This window comes from Dyella sp. (assembly GCF_035508675.1).
In the GTDB taxonomy this organism is placed as follows: domain Bacteria; phylum Pseudomonadota; class Gammaproteobacteria; order Xanthomonadales; family Rhodanobacteraceae; genus Dyella_B.
This window is the reverse complement of the sequence record NZ_DATJMN010000249.1, coordinates 1-18,810: the sequence shown is the minus strand read 5'-3', so window position 1 is coordinate 18,810 and position 18,810 is coordinate 1. Positions and strand designations below refer to the sequence as shown.

Sequence of the window (18,810 nt, the reverse complement as noted above, 5' to 3'; positions counted from 1 at the left end):
CACCAGCGGTTGCTTGGATCGATCGGCTATATTCCGCCCGCCGAGGCCGAAGAAAATTACTACCGCCTACGGAAGGACGTCGAAGCCGCGGCAGCATGACTACTTAAACCAGACAGCCTCCACGGAAATCGGGGCGATTCAGATGGCCAACAGAGGGAGTGCAAGCCTTGACGAATTCAAAACTTCCGCTGAAAGACTCGCATCATCGACACTAGCCTATCATCTGGCTAACGAAGACCTAAAGCCCAGTGTTACGGAACTATTTGTTGCAGTGGGAGAGTACGTCTATAACCAAGAGCCCGATCCCGAAAGACAAGCAAGTTACGCAAAGACTCTGCTCGGCGTGCGGAACGCTAAGGCCATCGAGATATGGGTAGGGGCCAATCGCGAACAATTACTTGCGCTTGAGGCAAACGAGCAATGGCTGCGCGCCACTTGGGATCTGTTCGCATCGCAATCTGACGACAAATTCTTCCACACCATACAACCTGACGGTCTTGCCCTCCAGATCGCGACTCTATGGATTCGAGGCCACGCCTATTCGGAAATTTTCACTTTGTCCCGCTCGATGGAAGGAAGCAAGCCCTGGGGCTCAGAGAGGCGCCGAAAGTTATCCGAAGATGACATAGTTGATTTCTGCGAAAGCACCCTTGGATTCGACTGCGCCTTGGTTCTCGCCGCTGTCGCTCAATTTCTACTAGGCGATCGATTCCTAGCAAACGAAACAACTTCCTCGATTGCTTTATTTCAAAAGTCTCTCAAATACGGACTTCCTGATCGACTGACTGTTTCTTGCTATGAATTTGGATTCAGCGATCGCGTTGTGGTGCAGAGCCTTTGCCGTGAAGTGCGGATTGACGGGTTCGAAGGAGACTCCTTTCCCATAGCAGCGACAATTCATCTAGACCGTGTGCGACAGGCTTTGGTCAGCTATCCAAGTTATTTTGAGTCATTGCTGAATAACTAAAGCTGCTATGCGCGTGACATTGCACTGTATCGCTGAAAACTTCGCATCAATGTACTGAAGAATCCGACGCTTTGGATTGTGTCTCCGTTGAAGCGAGCTCGCCACTCGCCTCCGAAGGAGGACTGGTCCTTCGTCACGGACACCTCGCTCGCGCGTGAGCTCGCGGTAAGCGGGTATTTCATCCGCACCGTACCGCTCGACGCGCTGGCACGCCGAAGCGCCCATTGCGAGAGGGTACCCACCAAGAACCTCGCGCAGGATCCGGGCCTACCGGCCAATGCGCGGATATCCACCGATTTTCTGCAGCTTGTCCGCTATGGACTGCGTCAGGCCGATGATGCCTACATCGTCGACAGCCTGAAGGTGGTCGATCACCTGCTCAAATCGGACACCCCGTGCGGCCCCGTTTGGCATCGATACAACAACGACGGCTACGGCGAACATCCGGACGGCACCCCCTTTGACGGCACCGGGCTGGGCCGCGGCTGGCCCTTGTTGACCGGCGAACGCGGGCATTACGCGTTGGCAGCGGGCGAAGATGCGCTCCCCTACCTCGACGCCATGATGGCGATGAGCAGCCCGTTGGGATTGATCCCCGAACAAATATGGGATCGCGATCCGATTGCCGGGCACAACCTCAATCCGGGCAAGCCGACTGGCTCGACCATGCCGCTGGTGTGGGCACAAGCCGAGTTCATCAAGCTTTGTTATAGCCGTGAGCTGGGCCATCCCGTGGACCGGCCCTTCGCTACCTGGAAGCGCTACCGCGGCATGCGTCCCAGCATCGACTACGATTTTTGGGGCCCGCATGTGCGCCCTCAAAAACTGCAGATGGGGAAGACCCTCACCATTGCCCTTGGCGCGCCAGCGCGCGTGCATTGGGGCATCAATGGATGGAACAACATTCGCGATGACGACACCCGGGACACCACGCTCGGACTCCATGTCGTCGATCTTCCAGTTGCCGGCCTGGTAGCCGGAGAAACCATCCAATTCACGTTCCTGTGGCGCGACAGGGAGGCATGGGAAGGCCATGACTATGAAGTGCTGGTTACAGAATGCTGATGCATGCGGGCCAAACCAAGGCCATCAAGCCGCCTGACGCCTCACGGACATCGAATCATTGTGAGCTAGGCCACTTGATGCGCGCCAGCTGGACAGACGTAGCAGCGCATTCACGGCAACCGCGGGTTGCTGGGTATGCGCTCAAGCGGCGTCTTCCACCGGCATCCGCCGATGAACAGCCAAAGCAGCACCAATGCCAGGCTGTCATTGATCGCCAGTGCAGTACGCTGGCCTAGCCTGTTGACCGAGATGCCGGTCAACAGGCTGCCCAGCGAAGCCCCTCCGCGCATGGCCAGCTGGATGTACGTATTTCCTCCACATGCGTGGCAGAAAAAACATGCCTGCATGCGCGAATGCAAAGCGTTCACCGCTGCCACGCAATCAACGGCGACTCGGCGGGCAAAAAGGCTTCCGCATGCCAGGCTCGCACGCGTGGCGTGTAGTGATCCAACGGTCGTCGTGCCGGCACTTTTGCGGTGAAGATATAGCCGCCGATGGCGCCGCTTATCGGCACGCCCGCGCCCATGGCAATGCATGCAATCGGTTGCTCGCCCTGCGCTTGTGCATACAGCTCCACCTTGATCCATTCCAGACGCACGTCGCCCAGATAGACGGGCACGTCGACGCGCCAGTGGTCGCCATCGAGCCTGGCGTCGACAGCACCGAAATGCACTTCGTGCCAATGGGACAAAAGCGCGGCGTGCCATGCGCTGAGCTCACGCGCCAAATGCGCGTCATGAAGTTGCCGTTGAAGGAAGGCGCGCGCAGCCGGCGCATAGAATTCCTCCAGGTATTGCCGCAACATGCGGTTGCTACTGAAGCGGGGCGCGAGCTGCGACATGCTGGCCCGCATGCGTTCGATCCAGCGAACCGGAATGCCGCGCGCGTCGCGCTCGTAAAACGCTGGCACAACGTCTTCTTCCAACAGCCGGTAAAGGCTCTGTGCATCGTCGGCATCGTCGCCGTGGTCGCCGATCGCCCAGCCGTAGGCGGGGTCATAGGCCTCGGCCCACCACCCGTCCAGCACGGACAGGTTGAGTCCGCCATTGACCAAGGTTTTCATGCCGCTGGTTCCGCACGCCTCCCATGGGCGGCGTGGCGTGTTGATCCACACGTCCACGCCCTGCACCAGGCATTGCGCAAGCGTGAGGTCGTAGTCTTCAAGAAACACTACGCGCCCGCGCAGCTCCGGGCGGCGCGTGAACTCCAGCCAGGCATGCACCTGGCGCTTGCCGAGCTCGTCATCGGGATGTGCCTTGCCGGCGACGATCAATTGCACGGGGCGCCGCTCGTTCGACAGTAGCCGCGTCAAACGCTGCTCGTCATGCAGCAGCAGGTTCATCCGCTTGTATTCGGCGAAACGCCGCGCCAGTCCCAGGGTCAGGATATTGGGATCGAGCACCTCCGCGGCCTGGGCGATTTGCTGCGGGGACTCGCCGCGCAAACCCAATTGCCAGGCCAGCCGCTCGCGCGTGTAACGCACCAGATCACGACGTTCGTTCGCGGAAAGCTCCCACAACGCGGCATCCTCGCATTGGGCGATGGCCGCCGTGAGGCTACTGGATTCACCGAGCCAACGGGCCTTGCCGCAGGTGTGCGTCCACAAGGCGTCTGCCCAGGAGGAATCCCACGAAGGCACGTGCACGCCATTGGTCACATGGCGCACCGGAACTTCATCGACCGGCCAGCGCGGATAGAGCCGGTCGAACAGCTTCCGGCTCACGGCGCCATGCAGGCGGCTTACCGCACTGGTTTGCGCACAGCCACGCAAGGCGAGGTAGGTCATGTTGAAAGGTTCGCTATCGTCAGACGGATCGCAGCGCCCGAGCGCCAGCAGCTCGCGCAGGGAGAGCTGGCAATCGGCCAGATAAGCGCGTCCGTATTTGTAGATGAGCGATGGCGTGAAGGCGTCGAATCCCGCCGCGACGGGCGTGTGGGTGGTGAACACATTGCCTGCCCGCGTTGCCCACCATGCCTCCCAGAACGACACGTTCCTGGCGTGCATGAACCGCCTGGCCCGTTCAAGCACGGCCAAGGCCGCGTGCCCTTCGTTCAAATGGCAAACGTGGACATTGGCCTTGAGCGTATCGAGCAACGCACAGCCACCGACGCCCAGCACCACTTCCTGCAGCAGCCGCATCTCCGAGCCGCCGCCGTACAGCTTGGACGTGATGCCACGATCCACCGGGCCGTTGCGCACGTGATTGCTGTCGAGCAAATAAAGCCGGGTGCGCCCGACGTTGGCCTGCCACACACGTAAGTGCAGGGTGCGACCCGGCAACGGAAGGTCGATCTCCACCCAGGTGTTGTCCTCGTTGACGACCGGCTGGATCGGCAGGTTGGTCGGGTCGGAATACGGATAGGCTTCGCGCTGATTGCCGCCGGCATCGATTGCCTGGCGAAAGTAGCCCTCCTGGTACATCAGGCTGATACCGAACAGCGGAACCCCGAGGTCGCTGGCCGTCTTCAAATAATCGCCGGCCAATACGCCCAGACCGCCGGCATAGAGCGGCAGCGCCTCGCTCAAGCCGAATTCCATGCTGAAATACGCGATCGGCGCCGATGCGTCCGGCAGAGACTGGCTTGCACCGACGCCCCGCGTGGTCAGGTAGCGTTGGCGATCACTGATTGCCTGCTCGAGCTGCCGGGCGAACGCTTCGTCGCGGCTCAACTGCTCCAGGCTGCGTTGCGAAGCATGCTGCAGCACCACCCAAGGATTGTGGGTGCGCTCCCACAGTTCGGCATCCACCTGCATCCACAGCGCGTCCACGGCATGGTTCCAGGTCCAGCGCAGATCAAGCGCCAATTCGGTAAGCGCTTCCAGGCCGGGCGGCAGGACACGTGGCAGGATGCCATACATGTGGTGGGCAGCTGGCGATCAGCTGTCGAAGGTGCGCGCGATTTCGCGCTCGGCCTCGAGCCAGTCTTCCAGTTCGAAGCCGGGCGCGAACGCTCGTTTCTCCGCACGAAAATACGCCGCCTGCGCCACCATCACTCGCCGTGCCGCGGCGTCGACAGGGGTTGGCAGCCAGGCATGGGCCGGCTTCTGCTGCGGGTCTTCCGCCGTTACGTTGGCCTTTGTCTGGATGGGCTCCGTGCTCATGGCGCTACCTTTCCGCATGCAGTTCAAGCGCACCGCGCTCATCGGCAGGGCGCGACGAACACGTGCTCGATGGCGCCTGTTCCGCTGGCTCGAACTGTGCATGCTCCGGCAGCAGCTTTTCGTACACGCGCAGATATTCGGCTGACGACCGGTGCCATCCGTAATCGCCGGACATCGCCGAACGGCGAATGCGCGCCCAGGTGTCAGGCAGGTTTTGGTAAACGCGGAGGCTGCGGGTAACCGTATCGCACAGCGCCTCACCGGTCGGTTCGTCGAACGCAAAGCCGATGAAGCCGTCGGTTCGCTCGGTGCCATCCGTAATGTCGATTACGCTGTCCGCCAGGCCACCGACACGGCGCACCACCGGGATGGTGCCGTAGCGCATGGCGTACAGCTGGGTCAGTCCGCAAGGTTCGAAGCGCGCGCCGTGCAGCAGGATGTCGGCAGCAGCAGGATGTCGGCACCGGCATGCAGTTGGTGCGCCAGGCTTTCGTCATAGCCGATGTGCGCCGCCATCCGGCCGGGAAAGCGTGCCGCCATGGCTAGGAATCCCTGCTCCAGCGCGCTGTCGCCGCAGCCGTGCACGACCACTTGCAGCAGAGGATGTCGCTGCAGCAGCTCAGGAAGACAGGCAAGCAGCACGTCCGCCATTTTCTGGCAGGTGAGGCGGCATACGGATTCAGCCAGCGGCGCGGCGGCATCCGTGTCCAACCCAAGCTGCTGCTGCAAGGCCAGCTTGCAATGGCGCTTGCCGAGCGGTTTGTCGGGCGAATAACACCGCGGCAAATAGGGATCGGTGGACGGATTCCAGACTTGCTCGTCGATGCCGTTCATGATGCCGACGATGTCATCGCGCGAGCGGATCAGTCCGTCCATGCCGCAACCGAATTGAGGGGTTCCGATTTCGTGCGCGTAGTTGGGGCTTACCGTGGTGACGACGTCGGCGTAGCGTATGCCTGCTTTCAGGAAGGACATGTATCCGTAGAATTCGGCGCCATCGAGCGTTGCGGCGCTGGGCGGCAAACCCAATTGGCTCGCCTGGTCCAGCGGGACCAGCCCCTGGAATGCCATGTTGTGCACCGTAAACACGGTTTTCGGCCGATTGCCGCCCTGTTGCTGCAGCAACAAGGGAACCAGCCCGGCATGCCAGTCGTGCGCGTGCACGATATCGGGCAGCCAGCCGATCGGGCTGCGTGCGGACGCGATCCGGGCTGCAACGTGATTGAGCACGGCGAATCGCATGGCGTTGTCAGGCCAGTCGCTGCCGTCCGCATCGCGATAAAGCGAGCCCGGGCGCCGATACAGCTGCGGGCAATCGACCAGCCATACCGGCAAGCCCGAATCGGGCATCCAGCCGCCCACGATCCGCACCGGCATACCCGGCAGGATCTCGCCCAGGTCGGCGACAATCTGGGCTGCCATCACGCGATCCAGCGCCTGGCCGTAACCCGGCATCAGTATGCGCACGTCGATACCATGGCCGGTCAGCGCTTGCGGCAGCGCCCCGCACACATCGGCCAGGCCGCCTGTTTTCGCCAACGGAAAAATCTCCGCGGCGACGAACAGCAATTTCAATGCCTTTTTTTGCTGAACAGGCATGGATGCGCCACTGTCATGTATCGCCCACATGAATGTTTCCGCCGTTCGGCTGGGTAGTCCCGTGAAACGTACGCCTGCACGCCGGGGCGATATTGATCGAGATCAAATGCCCGGGGCGATTTGGGTCGATAGTTGACATCTCCGCTTCTCTCCTCCTGGGGTGGGCTACTCAGGAAAGTCCGTTTGCGAGCCCGTGGATCCGTCTCCCATGACCATTCCCGAACATCAACGATCAGCATCGGTATTGACGATCGGCCCTTATCTGGCTCGCACCCGCGTGGCGTACTTTTCGATGGAGATCGCGCTGCACCCCGAAATACACACGTACAGTGGCGGCCTGGGCGTATTGGCCGGCGATACCGCACGTACCAGCGCAGATCTTTCATTGCCGATGGTGTTCGTCACCTTGCTTTGCCGGCATGGCTACCTGCACCAGGAGATCGATGCGGAAGGCAGGCAGGTCGACCATCCCGACCCCTGGTCGCCCGAAGACCACGCTACGCCGTTGCGCGTCAAGGTAGCGTTGTTGATCGAGGGCCGGGAGGTGTGGGTGCGGCCCTGGCTCTACCTGCTGAAGAGTCCCGCCGGCGGTTCGGCGCCCGTGCTGCTGCTCGATACCGACCTGCCGGAAAACCAGGCCGAGGATCGCCACATAACGAGCGCGCTCTACGGCGGCGACCACGTTTATCGGCTCAAGCAGGAAATCGTGCTGGGCATCGGCGGTCTGCGCATTCTCGGGGCGCTGGGCTTCCAGATCGCCAGCTACCACCTCAACGAAGGCCACGCCGCGCTGCTCGCGCTCGACCTGCTGCGGCGCTATCCGCGACCGCCCGACCAGGTTTCGCCGGGCCAGTTGCGCTATGACGTGGCGCAAGTGCGCGAACGCTGCATCTTCACCACCCATACGCCGGTCGACGCCGGCCACGACCGCTTTTCCTATGAGTTGTTCGGCCACCTTCTGCAGGGCTTTGTGGAACTGGATCAACTCCGCCAATTGGCGGGCAGCGATCGCCTCAACATGACCCGGCTGGCGCTCTCGCTCAGCGGGTACATCAATGGCGTTGCCGTCAAGCATGCGGAAGTGGCCACGCGCATGTTTCCCGACTATCGGATCCGCGCCGTCACCAACGGCATTCACGTGCCCACGTGGGCGCATCCCGCTTTCTCGGAGCTGTTCAACCGCCATTCCAAGGATTGGGGCTATCTGCCGATGAACATGCTGCGTTTCGATCAGTTGCCGCCGGATGACGTGTGGCGGGCGCATGTCAGCGCCAAGGCGGACCTCATCGCCCTTACCCGTCGCATCACCGGCGTATCGCTTGATCCGGAACTGCCCATTCTCGGCTTTGCACGCCGCGTCGCGACGTACAAGCGCCCCGGATTGCTGTTTTCGGACCTCGAACGGCTCGCCGCCATTCACGCCGGGCGCCCGTTCCAGCTCGTGTTCGCCGGCAAGGCCCATCCCCATGACGCTCCGGCCAAGGAACTGATCCGCGATATCCACCAGGTGATCGCCAAACTCGCGCCAACGCTGAACATCGCCTTCCTGCCCAATTACGACCTGGGCATCGCGCCCATCGTCATCGCCGGGGCGGACGTATGGCTCAATACGCCAGAACCGCCACTGGAGGCTTCCGGCACCAGCGGCATGAAAGCGGCCATCAACGGTGTGCTCAACCTGAGCGTGCTGGATGGCTGGTGGATCGAAGCCTGCATCGAAGGCGTCACGGGCTGGTCCATCGACGACGACGGCAAGGGCAGCCATTTCGCCAATGCCGCGCATCTGTACGAGAAGCTCGAACACACCGTACTGCCGCTGTATTACGAACAGCGGGAACGCTGGATATGGATGATGATGCAGTCGATCAGCAAGATCGGCAGCACCTTCAATTCGCATCGCATGATGCTGCGCTACATTGCAGAAGCCTATTTGCCGCGCCACGGCGTGCAGACGAATCCCCATGTCTAGCGCGCCCGCTCCACGGCATGCGGAAACGGAGCAGGATGACGCCAAGCGCCTGCTTCGCGGCGAACACGATAATCCCTATGGCGTGCTCGGCATGCATGAAACGGCGGAGCAGGCTTGCGTCGTGGTGCGTTGCTTCATCCCTGGCGCCCAGCAGGTCGAGCTGCTGGAACGCGATACGAACCGCGTTCGCGGCCAATTGCAGCCAACGGCTGTCGAGGGCTTTTTCAGCATGACGCTGCACGCGCCCGAGGGCTGCTTTTGCTATCGCCTGCGTGTGCACAACGCTGAAGGAACGCTCGATAGGGACGACGCCTATGCGTTTCCGCCGTGGCTCTCCGATCAGGACTGCCGTGCACTGGCCGAAGGCACCCATTGGCGCGCCCATGACAAGCTCGGTGCGCATGCCTGCCGCTTTTGCGGCGTGGACGGCGTCGCCTTCGCGGTGTGGGCACCCAATGCCGAGCGCGTCAGCGTGGTCGGTGCGTTCAATCACTGGGACGGCCGCTTGCACGTCATGCGGCGGCACTTCGAGTGCGGCGTATGGGATATTTTCGTGCCCGGCATCGGGCCCGGCGAACTGTACAAGTTCGAATTGCGAACGCATGGCGGGCATACCGTGCTGAAGTCCGACCCGTATGCATTTGCAACGGAATTGCCGCCCGCTACGGCAGCCCGCGTCGCCGACGCCACGCCGTTCGCCTGGAACGATGCGCCATGGATGGCCAAACGGGCAGCTGCACCGTCCTGGTCATCGCCCATGGCGATCTACGAAGTGCACCTGGGTTCCTGGCGCCGGCATGCCGATGGGTCCATGTGGACGTACGACGAATTGGCCGGTGCGCTGATTCCCTACGCCGTCGGCATGGGCTTCACGCACCTGGAGTTGCTGCCGGTCAACGAGCATCCGTTCGGCGGCTCCTGGGGTTATCAGCCAACGGCATTGTTTGCGCCTTCCGCGCGATGGGGCACGCCAGATGCCTTCCGGCGCTTCATCGATCGTTGCCATGCAGCGGGCCTTGGCGTTTTGCTCGATTGGGTGCCAGCGCACTTCCCGCGCGATGCGCATGGCCTGGAACGCTTCGACGGCACCTGCCTGTACGAACACGAAGACCTCCGCCGCGGCTACCACCAGGAATGGGACACCCTGGTCTACAACTTTGCGCGCCTGGAAGTGGCCAATTTCCTGATCGTCAATGCGCTGTACTGGCTGTGCGAGTTTCATGTCGACGGCCTGCGCGTGGATGCCGTGGCATCCATGCTGTATCTCGATTACAACCGCGCGCCCGGACAATGGCTGCCCAACAGCCACGGCGGCAACGAAAACCTGGAGGCCGTCGCGTTCCTGCGCCGCTTCAATGAAGTCGTGCACCACATGGCGCCTGCCGGCGTATTGACGATGGCGGAAGAATCGACCGCCTGGCCGATGGTGACGCGGCCGACCTATGTGGGCGGCCTCGGCTTCGACTACAAATGGAACCTGGGCTGGATGAACGACACCCTGGGCTACATGCGGCACGATCCGGTGCATCGCCGCTACCATCACGATCAACTCACGTTCGGCCTGCTCTACGCCTTCAGCGAAAATTTCATACTGCCGCTCTCGCATGACGAGGTCGTCCACGGCAAAGGTTCGCTGCTCGGCAAAATGCCGGGCGACCGCTGGCAACGGCTGGCGAATCTCCGCCTGTATCTGGCGTTTCAATATACGCAGCCCGGCAAGAAGCTGCTGTTCATGGGCGATGAATTCGCCCAGGAACGCGAATGGAATCACGACACGCAGCTGGATTGGCCACTGCTCGACTGCCCCGACCACAGCGGCGTGCAGCAGCTGGTGCGCGATCTCAACCAGCTGTACCGCTCGCTGGGCAGCCTGCATGACAGGGATTGCGACAACCGTGGATTCCGCTGGATCGACTGCAACGACACCGAGCAAAGCGTGCTGGCCTGGCGCCGCATGGGCGAGGATGCGAGCGACACGGTCATCGTGGTCAGCAATTTCACGCCCGTCCCGCGCATCGGCTACCGCGTCGGCGTTCCGGTAGCCGGCGTCTATGTTGAACGGTTCAATAGCGATGCACGCGAATACGGCGGCAGCGGCATGGGCAACCTTGGCGCGGTCGCGAGCGAAGCGGTGCCCATGCATGGCGAACCGTGGTCCCTGTCGCTGACCTTGCCGCCGCTGGCGGCATTGGTACTGATGCCGGCGCAGCGTTGACCCGATGACTATCCAGTCCGCCCTTGCCCAGGGATCGCCGCAACCGCTCGGCGCGCATTGGGACGGACACGGCGTCAACATGGCCGTCCATTCGCGCCACGCGGTGCGCGTGGAATGGTGCCTGTTCGACGAAGCCGGCACGCAGGAAACCGCCCGGCTCGCGCTGCCGGCCCAAAGCGGCGATGTGTGGCACGGCTATCTGGAAGGCGCCGGACCGGGACTGATGTACGGCTTGCGCGCTTATGGTCCCTATATGCCGCGCCATGGACATCGCTTCAATCCGCGCAAGCTGCTGATCGATCCTTATGCGCGTGCGCTGCACGGCGATTTCACCTGGAACGACGCCGTGCTCGGCTATGCCACCAGCGATCCGCACGATCCTGCAACGCCGGATACACGGGACAGCGCGCCTTATGTTCCCAAGTGCCTGGTTGCCGCGTCCCTGCCCCCGCTTGCGCAACGTCCGCCACGCCCGCATACAGCGTGGCGCGACAGCGTGCTCTACGAAATGCACGTCAAGGGATTCAGCATGCGGCACCCGGATGTGCCCGCCGATATGCGCGGCACGTTTGCCGCACTGGCCGAACCTGCATTGATCGCCTATTGGCGCGACCTGGGCATCACCGGGCTCGAACTGCTGCCGACCGCCGCCTTCCTCGACGAAAAAAGATTGGTGCAACACGGGCTGAGCAACTACTGGGGCTACAACCCGATCGCGATGCAGGCCATCCATGGCGCCTACCTGGCAAGCGGCGATGCGCTGGAGATGGTCCGCACGGTGGATCGCCTGCACCAGGCCGGCCTGGAAATCATTCTCGACGTGGTCTTCAACCACACCGCCGAAACGGACGCCTTCGGCCCCACGCTTTCCCTGCGCGGGCTGGACAATGCCAGCTATTACCTATTGCAGCCGGATCATCCCGAAAGCTATGTCGATTACTCCGGCTGCGGCAATACGCTCAATCCTGCTGAGCCGGCCGTGGCCGCCCTCATCCATGCAGCGCTGCGCTACTGGGCGTGCGAGATCGGCGTCGATGGTTTTCGCTTCGATCTTGCCACCGCGCTCGCGCGCCATGCGAACGGCGCCTTCGACCGGCAATCGCTGCTGTGGCGAACGATCCAGGAAGACCCTGATCTGCGCCAGCTGAAATGGATTGCCGAACCCTGGGATGCCAGCCCGCATGGACATGCGCTGGGCGAATTCCCGCCGCCGTTCCGCGAATGGAACGATCGCTACCGCGACGGCGTGCGGCGGTACTGGCGCGGCGACCCCGGCATGCGCGGCGAACTGGCGACGCGCTTTGCCGGTTCCAGCGATGTTTTTGCAAACCGGGCGCGCCCGCCCTCATCCGGCATCAACTTCATCACCGCGCATGACGGCTTCACGCTCGCCGACCTCAGCGCGTATGCCAACAAGCACAATGAGCCCAACGGCGACGCCAACCGCGATGGCACCCATACCAACCTGAGCCGCAACTTCGGCGTGGAAGGCGATACGTCGGACGCCATCGTGCTCGCACGCCGTCGCCGTCAACGCATATCCATGCTTGGCACGCTGCTGCTGTCGCGTGGCGTGCCCATGTTGCTGGGCGGCGACGAGCTGTCACACACCCAGCAAGGCAACAACAACGCGTACTGCCAGGACAACGAAACGAGCTGGCTGGACTGGGCGGCACGCGGCGATGCATGGCGCGATGTGCGCGACGCCCTCCGGCAAGCGGTCAAGCTGCGGCGCGTGCTGCCCTTCGTCGGCGAGGACGGCTTCTATGCCGGCGCACCGGACCCACGCGGCGACCAGGACATCCGCTGGCTGGCGCCGGCAGGCGGCGACATTCCGGCCGGAGCCTGGCATGACGGCGAGTGCGGCTTGGCCATCCTGCTTACCGATGTCCGAAGCGAAGACGTCGAGCGGGAGCGGTTGTTCATCGCCCTCAACGGCGGCGACGAGTCGCTCGCGTTTCAATTGCCTGCGTTCGAAGCGGCCGATGGCTGGATGGTCGTGCTCGATAGCGACCTGCCTGCCCAGGACGTTGCGCCACGCATTCACGACGCAGGCCAATCCGTCATGGTTCCCGCTGGCGGCTTGGTCGCCCTCGCGCCGCGCCGCTCGCGTCTGCTGGGCGTTTCTGCCGAACTCGCCGCACAGGCCAGCGCTGCCGGCATCGCCAGTGACTATGTCGATGCGGACGGCAAGCGCCATCAGGTACCCGCCGAAAGCCTGCGCAAACTCATCGCCGGGAGCCTGCCGGGCTTGCAGCATGCCGGTTCCCAGGCATCGCTTGCACGCAACGCCTTGCCGCATTCGCAGGAACACGCACCGCCCTGCTTCCTGCCGCCGTCGCTGGCGACGCCGCCGGGACGATGGGCGCTGTCCGTGCAGATGTACAGCCTGCGCTCTGGCGACAACTGGGGCATCGGCGATTTCGAAGACCTGGCCTTGCTGGCCGGCATCGTCGCGAAGTGGGGCGCCGACGGCATCCAGCTCAGTCCGTTGCATGCCTTGTCGCTGGATCGTCCGCAGTGCGCATCGCCTTATTCGCCCGATAGCCGCTCGATGCTCAACCCCTTGTTCATATCGGTGGCGCAAGCGGCAGGTGGCGACGCACCGGCGGAATACCGGGCGTTCATGGATCGCGCAGATACGCGGGCGGAACTGCAACGCCTGCGCAGCGCGGCGCTGGTGGATTATCCGGCGGTGGTGGCGCTCAAGCGGCACGCGCTCGCATTGCTCTACGACGCGTTCCGCGATCGTCACCTCGGGCCGGAGCCCAGCGCCGAGGGCATGGCGTTCTTGCGTTTCTGCGGCAACGAAGGCCAGTTGCTGCATCGTTACTGCGTGTTCCAGGCGCTGCGGCACGACATCGATCGCCGCAGCGGACGGCAAGTGGCGTGGCAGGCATGGCCGCCATCCTTGCGCGATCCCGCCTCGCCCGAGGTGGACGCCTTTGCGCGGGAGCACAGCGTGGATGTGGCGTGGCACGCCTACCTGCAATGGCTGGCGCGCCGGCAATGGCGGCACGCCGCCGCCTGTGCGCGTGCCGCCGGCATGCAGCTCGGATGGATGACCGACCTGGCATTGGGCGCCGCCCTGGATAGCGCCGAAAGCTGGCAATGGCCCGGCCTCGCCGCACTCGACGTGGAGCTGGGCGCACCGCCGGATGCATTCGCCTCGCGCGGCCAGTGCTGGGGCATCCCGCCGTGGCGGCCGCAACAGCTGATCGAACTCGACTACGCGCCTTTCGACGCGGTGCTGGAGGCGACCATGCGCCACGCCGGTGCGATGCGGCTGGATCACGTGATGGGATTGATGCGCCAGTTCTGGGTGCCGCGCGGCGACGACGCTGCGCATGGCGCCTACATGGCCTACCCGTTCGAAACCCTGCTGCAACATGTGGCGCAGGCCAGCATGCAGAACCGCTGCGCCATCATCGGCGAGGACCTGGGCGTGGTGCCGCCCGGCATGCGTGAACGCATGCAGGAAGCATGCATGCTTGGCTACCGCGTGGTGTATTTCGAGCGCGGCGCAAACGGCGAATTCATGCCGCCGGGGCATTACGCACCGCTCAGCATGGCCGTCGTATCCACGCACGACCTGCCTACCGTAACGGGCCTTGTGGAAGGCCTGGACATTCAGGAGCGCCATGCGCGGAACCTCTACGCATCGAATCTGCAAGCCGAGATGGCGCGGGCCGAACGCCATCGCATGCTGATGATGCTTGCCCCCGCATTGGCGCCTTACACCCAGGACAAGGAAACACCGCCGGATGCCGAGTCGCTTCACCGTTTCCTCGCTGCCTGTACGAGCCGGCTCGCCGTCGTGCAGATCGAAGACATGCTTGACATGCGCCGGCAGGCCAATTTGCCGGGCATGGCCGATGAGGCTCCGAACTGGCGGCAACGGCTGCCGCTTGCAGTCGAAGCGCTGGAACACGACCCAAGAATGAATGCGACGGCGGCGATTTTCCGAGGCCGTGCTCGTCACTGAGGACTCGTGTGCGGTGAAGGGCAAGCTGGATTAGGGACAATGGCACTAACTTAAGCGTCACTGCTCCATGGCCTGCCGCGATGTGCCCCCTCCCCTGCGACGTAGGGGAGGGGCACATCACTACAAGCGTCGAGATACATGTTTAAGTTAGTGCTGTTGGGACTAGGGAGTGTCCGGCATGACGACCAGAAGGATCGCGGACCGCGCTACGCGGCGCCAGGAAGATGGCAAGCCGGGCATTCATCCCGGCCTGTGCGGCTTGCCACTGACTTCAAGAAGCAACCGTCAGATTGTCGACAAGCTTCTGCACTCCGGGCGCACTCCAGGGCGCCTGCTCGATGGTGTCGCGCTCGGCCAGCGAATCGACCTCGCCCAGCAAGCTCACGGCGCCCTTGTTCGTTTCGATCTTGATGTGGCTTGCATCCACATGCGCACGGCGCTGCAGTGCGGCTTCGATCCTGGTCTTGATGTTGCGTGGCTCGATCTGCGGCGTAATGGTGATGCGGTTGGCGACGCCTTTCACGCCAAGCAGGCCGCGCACGGCGGATTCGGCGAGATTTCATCCTGGGCTATGGTTGATGCACATCAAGGCGGCGCATACGCATCGGGCGAAGATGAATCGCCGAATGAAAGAGAAGCTGGTCCGTATGCAAGACGACGTCATGCACCACCCGACGCCAGCGGCCAAAGCAAGGTCACGGCCCGGCGGGAAAAAAGCCTTTCGCTGGCGACTGTTCACTGCAGTCGCCGTGGCATGCGTGATCGGCAGTGTGGCCGCCTGGACGATCTACCACACGCGGCTGGCCTCCCGCACACTCGCCTATGCCACTACGCCTGTGTCGATAGGACCTATCGTCAGGACCGTCACCGCCACCGGCACGGTCAACCCGGTGCTTACCATCATCATCGGTTCTTACGTTTCCGGCGTGATCCAAACCATTTCATGCGATTTCAATACGCAGGTAAAAATAGGCCAAGTATGCGCGACCATCGATCCGCGCCCTTATCAGGTGGTCGTCGACCAGGACGCTGCCGAACTGAACAACGCAAAGGCGCAGCTGATCAAGGACCAGGCGGCACTTGCATACGCAAGGATGACGTATTCGCGTGACCTTTCACTGGTAAAAAAGGGCTACGTCGCCCAGGACGCAGTCGACGCGGCCAAAAGTGCCTACGACGAAGCGGCCGCCACGATCGTACTGGATCGCGCTTCCGTCGAAAGCCACCAGGCGACGCTGCAAGCCGCGCAGGTCAATCTCGAATACACCCACATCGTTTCGCCTGTCGTCGGCACGGTGGTATCGCGCAACGTCACCATCGGCCAGACGGTGGCAGCAAGCTTTCAAACACCGACCTTGTTTCTTATTGCCACGGATATGACGCGGATGCAGGTGGATACCAATGTCAGCGAAAACGATATCGGCGCGATCCATGAAGGCCAGCAGGCCAGCTTTCGCGTGGAGAGTTTTGCAAATCGGCCGTTTACCGCCACGGTGGTGCAGGTCCGCCAGGCGCCGCAGACGATCCAGAATGTCGTTACTTACGACGTGGTGCTTGGCGCAGACAACCGCAATCTGTTGCTCAAACCTGGCATGACGGCGACGGTCAAACTCGTCACCGATGCGCGTGAGCATGTCGTGCGCATTCCCGACCAGGCCTTGCGCTTCAAGCCTGCCGATGCGTCCGCTGCAACGCTGTCACCGGAAGAAAAACAGGTATGGACGCTCATTGATGGGCGCCCAGTCGCTGTGCCCGTCGTGTTAGGGCTGGATGACGACAGCTTCAGCGAAGTACTCGGCGGCAAGCTGAAACCCGGGCAAGCGGTGATCGTCGGCGAGCAGGCCAATGCCGGACACGCAGCCACCAACACCGCTCCCCATTTCAATCCGTGATGACAGCGACACCATGGCCAACGCCGTCATTGATCTCCAACATGTTTCGCGGATCTACCGCAGCGGCGATACCGACGTGCGCGCGCTCGACGAGGTGTCGCTGCGCATCGACGCCGGGGAATTCGTCGCGATCGTCGGCGCGTCGGGTTCGGGCAAATCCACGCTGATGAATCTGCTGGGCTGCCTGGACAGTCCTACCGGCGGAAAATATTTCTTCCAGGGCGTGGACGTGGCTGCACTCGATGAGCCCGCACTGGCGCAGATTCGCAGCGACCGCATCGGCTTCGTGTTCCAGAGCTTCAACCTGCTGGCGCGCACCAGCGCCCTCGAAAACGTCGCCCTGCCCTTGTTCTATGCCGGTGCCGGCGCCGCGCGCCATGCCGAACGGCTGGCGAAAGCACGCAAAGTGCTGGGCGATCTGGGCCTAGAACAGCGGGAGCGCAACAGCCCAGGGCAATTGTCCGGCGGTCAACAGCAGCGCGTCGCCATCGCCAGAGCCCTGATCAACCAACCCGGCCTGCTATTGGCTGACGAGCCAACCGGCAACCTCGACACGCGCACCTCGCACGAGATCATGCGCACGTTGCGCGGACTCAACCAGCAACACGGCGTGACCGTGGTGGTGGTGACGCACGAAGCCGATATTGCCGCGTACGCTGATCGCATCATCACCATGCGCGATGGTCGCATCGTGTCCGATCAACCGAATGCGCATATCGCCGAAAAGGATGCCTTGCAGCAGGCGTGCCCCATCGCAACCGCGCAACCGGCCCAGGTGAAAGGCAGCGTCATGACCCCGGGGTTTGCACGCATGATCGTGACCACCGCCGCGCAAGCCATCGGGCGCAACAAGGTGCGCTCCGCGCTCACCATGCTCGGCATCTTCATCGGCGTCGCCGCGCTGATCGCGATGGTGGCAGTGGGCGAAGGCGCCAACGAAGCAGTGAAGCGGCAGATCGAAAGCCTCGGCACCAATCTGCTGGTGGTCGTGCCGGGCGCAGTCACTTCCACGGGTGTTCGCGCCGGCTTCGGGAGTGCATCCACGCTCACCGTATCCGATGCCAGCGCGATCCGGCGCGAGGATGCTGCCGTGAGCACGGTGGCCTATCTGATCCGGCAAAGCGGCCAGCTTCAATACGGCGACCAGAACTGGAATACCATGATCCAGGGCGTGTCGAGCGATTACATGCAGGTGGCCAACTGGCAAATTGCAGCGGGACGATCCTTCAGCAAGGAAGACTTCGACGACTCGGCGATGGTGGCCTTGCTGGGTGCTACCGTGCGCAATCAATTGTTCAGCGCCACCGAAAATCCCATCGGCGCCGCCATCCTGGTGAAAGGCATGTCCGTGCGCGTGATCGGTTTGCTCGCCGCCAAAGGCCAGAGCACGTATGGCCAGGATCAGGATGACGTACTGATGATTCCTTTCAACACGGCACAGGCCAAGGTACTCGGCGTAGCCGCACCGACCTCGGCTCTGGCGTTGGGCGATCCCTATTTCCCGCCACCAACCAACCCCTATGCCACCTTGCCGCGCCTGACCGGTTACGTCAACCAGATATATGTACAAGCCGCGGGCACACAACTGGTACCCGCCGCGCTAGGCCAGATCACCGCGACGCTCGCGCAACGCCACGGCATCCATCCAGGCGAGCCCAACGACTTCGCCGTGCGCAATCTCAGCCAGATCCAGCAGACCGCGGAAGGCAGCAGCCGCGTGATGGCGCTGTTGCTGGCGACGGTGGCATCCATCTCGCTGCTGGTCGGCGGCATCGGCATCATGAACATCCTGCTGGTATCAGTAACCGAGCGCACCCGCGAAATCGGTTTGCGCATGGCGATCGGTGCGCGGCGGTTGCATGTACTGCTGCAGTTTCTCGCCGAGGCCGTGTTTCTCAGCATCACAGGTGGCGCCGCAGGCATCGTCGCGGGTGTCGTGGCGTCGGAACTCATTTCGCTATGGGCACACTGGCCGATTCTGATTTCCGCCACCGCGATACTGGCGGGGTTCTGCT

The 18,810-nt window shown here is 62.8% G+C and carries 13 protein-coding genes; 7 read left to right on the top strand and 6 right to left on the bottom strand.

Annotation, left to right across the window (positions count from 1 at the left end; translation table 11 throughout):
- The first annotated feature begins 142 nt into the window (after positions 1–142).
- Both VMA74_RS13140 and VMA74_RS13135 read left to right on the top strand, forming a co-directional pair.
- Positions 143–967: a hypothetical protein gene (locus tag VMA74_RS13140; RefSeq protein WP_325367647.1), complete on the top strand. Its 825-nt coding sequence runs from the start codon at positions 143–145 to the stop codon at positions 965–967.
- An 87-nt stretch (positions 968–1,054) separates the two neighbouring features.
- Positions 1,055–2,032, top strand: a complete 978-nt coding sequence (locus tag VMA74_RS13135) for a hypothetical protein (RefSeq protein WP_325367645.1) — start codon at positions 1,055–1,057, stop codon at positions 2,030–2,032.
- A gap of 110 nt (positions 2,033–2,142) precedes the next feature.
- On the opposite strand, the gene VMA74_RS13130 is transcribed toward VMA74_RS13135, so the two are convergent.
- The 5 genes from VMA74_RS13130 to glgA all read right to left on the bottom strand — a co-directional run bounded on the left by VMA74_RS13130 (position 2,143) and on the right by glgA (position 6,734).
- Positions 2,143–2,322: a hypothetical protein gene (locus VMA74_RS13130; RefSeq protein ID WP_325367643.1), complete on the bottom strand. Its 180-nt coding sequence runs from the start codon at positions 2,320–2,322 to the stop codon at positions 2,143–2,145.
- Positions 2,323–2,396: 74 nt separating this feature from the next.
- Positions 2,397–4,892 carry an alpha-glucan family phosphorylase gene (glgP, locus tag VMA74_RS13125; protein ID WP_325367641.1) on the bottom strand — a complete coding sequence of 832 codons (2,496 nt, stop codon included), beginning with the start codon at positions 4,890–4,892 and terminating at the stop codon, positions 2,397–2,399.
- A gap of 18 nt (positions 4,893–4,910) precedes the next feature.
- A complete protein-coding gene (locus VMA74_RS13120) occupies positions 4,911–5,135 on the bottom strand; it encodes a DUF2934 domain-containing protein (protein WP_325367639.1) in 225 nt (74 codons plus the stop codon).
- A gap of 4 nt (positions 5,136–5,139) precedes the next feature.
- Positions 5,140–5,520 carry a hypothetical protein gene (locus VMA74_RS13115; protein WP_325367637.1) on the bottom strand — a complete coding sequence of 127 codons (381 nt, stop codon included), beginning with the start codon at positions 5,518–5,520 and terminating at the stop codon, positions 5,140–5,142.
- Between the two features lie 14 nt (positions 5,521–5,534).
- Positions 5,535–6,734, bottom strand: coding sequence for a glycogen synthase GlgA (gene glgA / locus VMA74_RS13110; protein ID WP_325367635.1), 1,200 nt, complete (start codon positions 6,732–6,734; stop codon positions 5,535–5,537).
- A gap of 208 nt (positions 6,735–6,942) precedes the next feature.
- Between glgA and glgP (VMA74_RS13105) the strand changes: the two genes are divergently transcribed.
- The 3 genes from glgP (VMA74_RS13105) to glgX are packed head-to-tail and all read left to right on the top strand — an operon-like array spanning position 6,943 to position 14,903.
- Positions 6,943–8,703, top strand: coding sequence for an alpha-glucan family phosphorylase (gene glgP, locus VMA74_RS13105; RefSeq protein WP_325367633.1), 1,761 nt, complete (start codon positions 6,943–6,945; stop codon positions 8,701–8,703).
- The gene (gene glgB, locus VMA74_RS13100; RefSeq protein ID WP_325367631.1) at positions 8,696–10,918 is read left to right on the top strand and encodes a 1,4-alpha-glucan branching protein GlgB; all 2,223 of its coding nucleotides are present in this window, start codon (positions 8,696–8,698) and stop codon (positions 10,916–10,918) included. The genes glgP (VMA74_RS13105) and glgB overlap by 8 nt, the downstream gene beginning before the upstream one ends.
- A gap of 4 nt (positions 10,919–10,922) precedes the next feature.
- Positions 10,923–14,903 carry a glycogen debranching protein GlgX gene (glgX, locus tag VMA74_RS13095; protein WP_325367629.1) on the top strand — a complete coding sequence of 1,327 codons (3,981 nt, stop codon included), beginning with the start codon at positions 10,923–10,925 and terminating at the stop codon, positions 14,901–14,903.
- Positions 14,904–15,174: 271 nt separating this feature from the next.
- Here the strand turns inward: glgX and VMA74_RS13090 are convergent, their stop codons facing one another.
- Positions 15,175–15,444, bottom strand: a complete 270-nt coding sequence (locus VMA74_RS13090; RefSeq protein WP_325367627.1) for a BON domain-containing protein — start codon at positions 15,442–15,444, stop codon at positions 15,175–15,177.
- Between the two features lie 85 nt (positions 15,445–15,529).
- Between VMA74_RS13090 and VMA74_RS13085 the strand changes: the two genes are divergently transcribed.
- Together VMA74_RS13085 and VMA74_RS13080 are read left to right on the top strand one after the other, a co-directional pair.
- On the top strand, positions 15,530–16,795 hold the full coding sequence (locus tag VMA74_RS13085) for an efflux RND transporter periplasmic adaptor subunit (protein ID WP_325367625.1): 1,266 nt from the start codon (positions 15,530–15,532) through the stop codon (positions 16,793–16,795).
- A gap of 13 nt (positions 16,796–16,808) precedes the next feature.
- Positions 16,809–18,810 (top strand): ABC transporter permease (locus VMA74_RS13080; RefSeq protein WP_325367623.1); only part of this gene is annotated, 2,002 nt, incomplete at its 3' end.

What these genes read in the sequence shown, in the direction of transcription:
- VMA74_RS13140 (WP_325367647.1), top strand. Translation starts at nt 143, where the DNA reads ATGGCCAACAGAGGGAGTGCAAGCCTTGACGAATTCAAAACTTCCGCT.
- VMA74_RS13130 (WP_325367643.1), bottom strand. Translation starts at nt 2,322, where the DNA reads ATGCGCGGAGGGGCTTCGCTGGGCAGCCTGTTGACCGGCATCTCGGTC.
- glgP (WP_325367641.1), bottom strand. Translation starts at nt 4,892, where the DNA reads ATGTATGGCATCCTGCCACGTGTCCTGCCGCCCGGCCTGGAAGCGCTT.
- VMA74_RS13120 (WP_325367639.1), bottom strand. Translation starts at nt 5,135, where the DNA reads ATGAGCACGGAGCCCATCCAGACAAAGGCCAACGTAACGGCGGAAGAC.
- VMA74_RS13115 (WP_325367637.1), bottom strand. Translation starts at nt 5,520, where the DNA reads ATGCGCTACGGCACCATCCCGGTGGTGCGCCGTGTCGGTGGCCTGGCG.
- glgA (WP_325367635.1), bottom strand. Translation starts at nt 6,734, where the DNA reads ATGCCTGTTCAGCAAAAAAAGGCATTGAAATTGCTGTTCGTCGCCGCG.
- glgP (WP_325367633.1), top strand. Translation starts at nt 6,943, where the DNA reads ATGACCATTCCCGAACATCAACGATCAGCATCGGTATTGACGATCGGC.
- glgB (WP_325367631.1), top strand. Translation starts at nt 8,696, where the DNA reads ATGTCTAGCGCGCCCGCTCCACGGCATGCGGAAACGGAGCAGGATGAC.
- glgX (WP_325367629.1), top strand. Translation starts at nt 10,923, where the DNA reads ATGACTATCCAGTCCGCCCTTGCCCAGGGATCGCCGCAACCGCTCGGC.
- VMA74_RS13085 (WP_325367625.1), top strand. Translation starts at nt 15,530, where the DNA reads ATGAAAGAGAAGCTGGTCCGTATGCAAGACGACGTCATGCACCACCCG.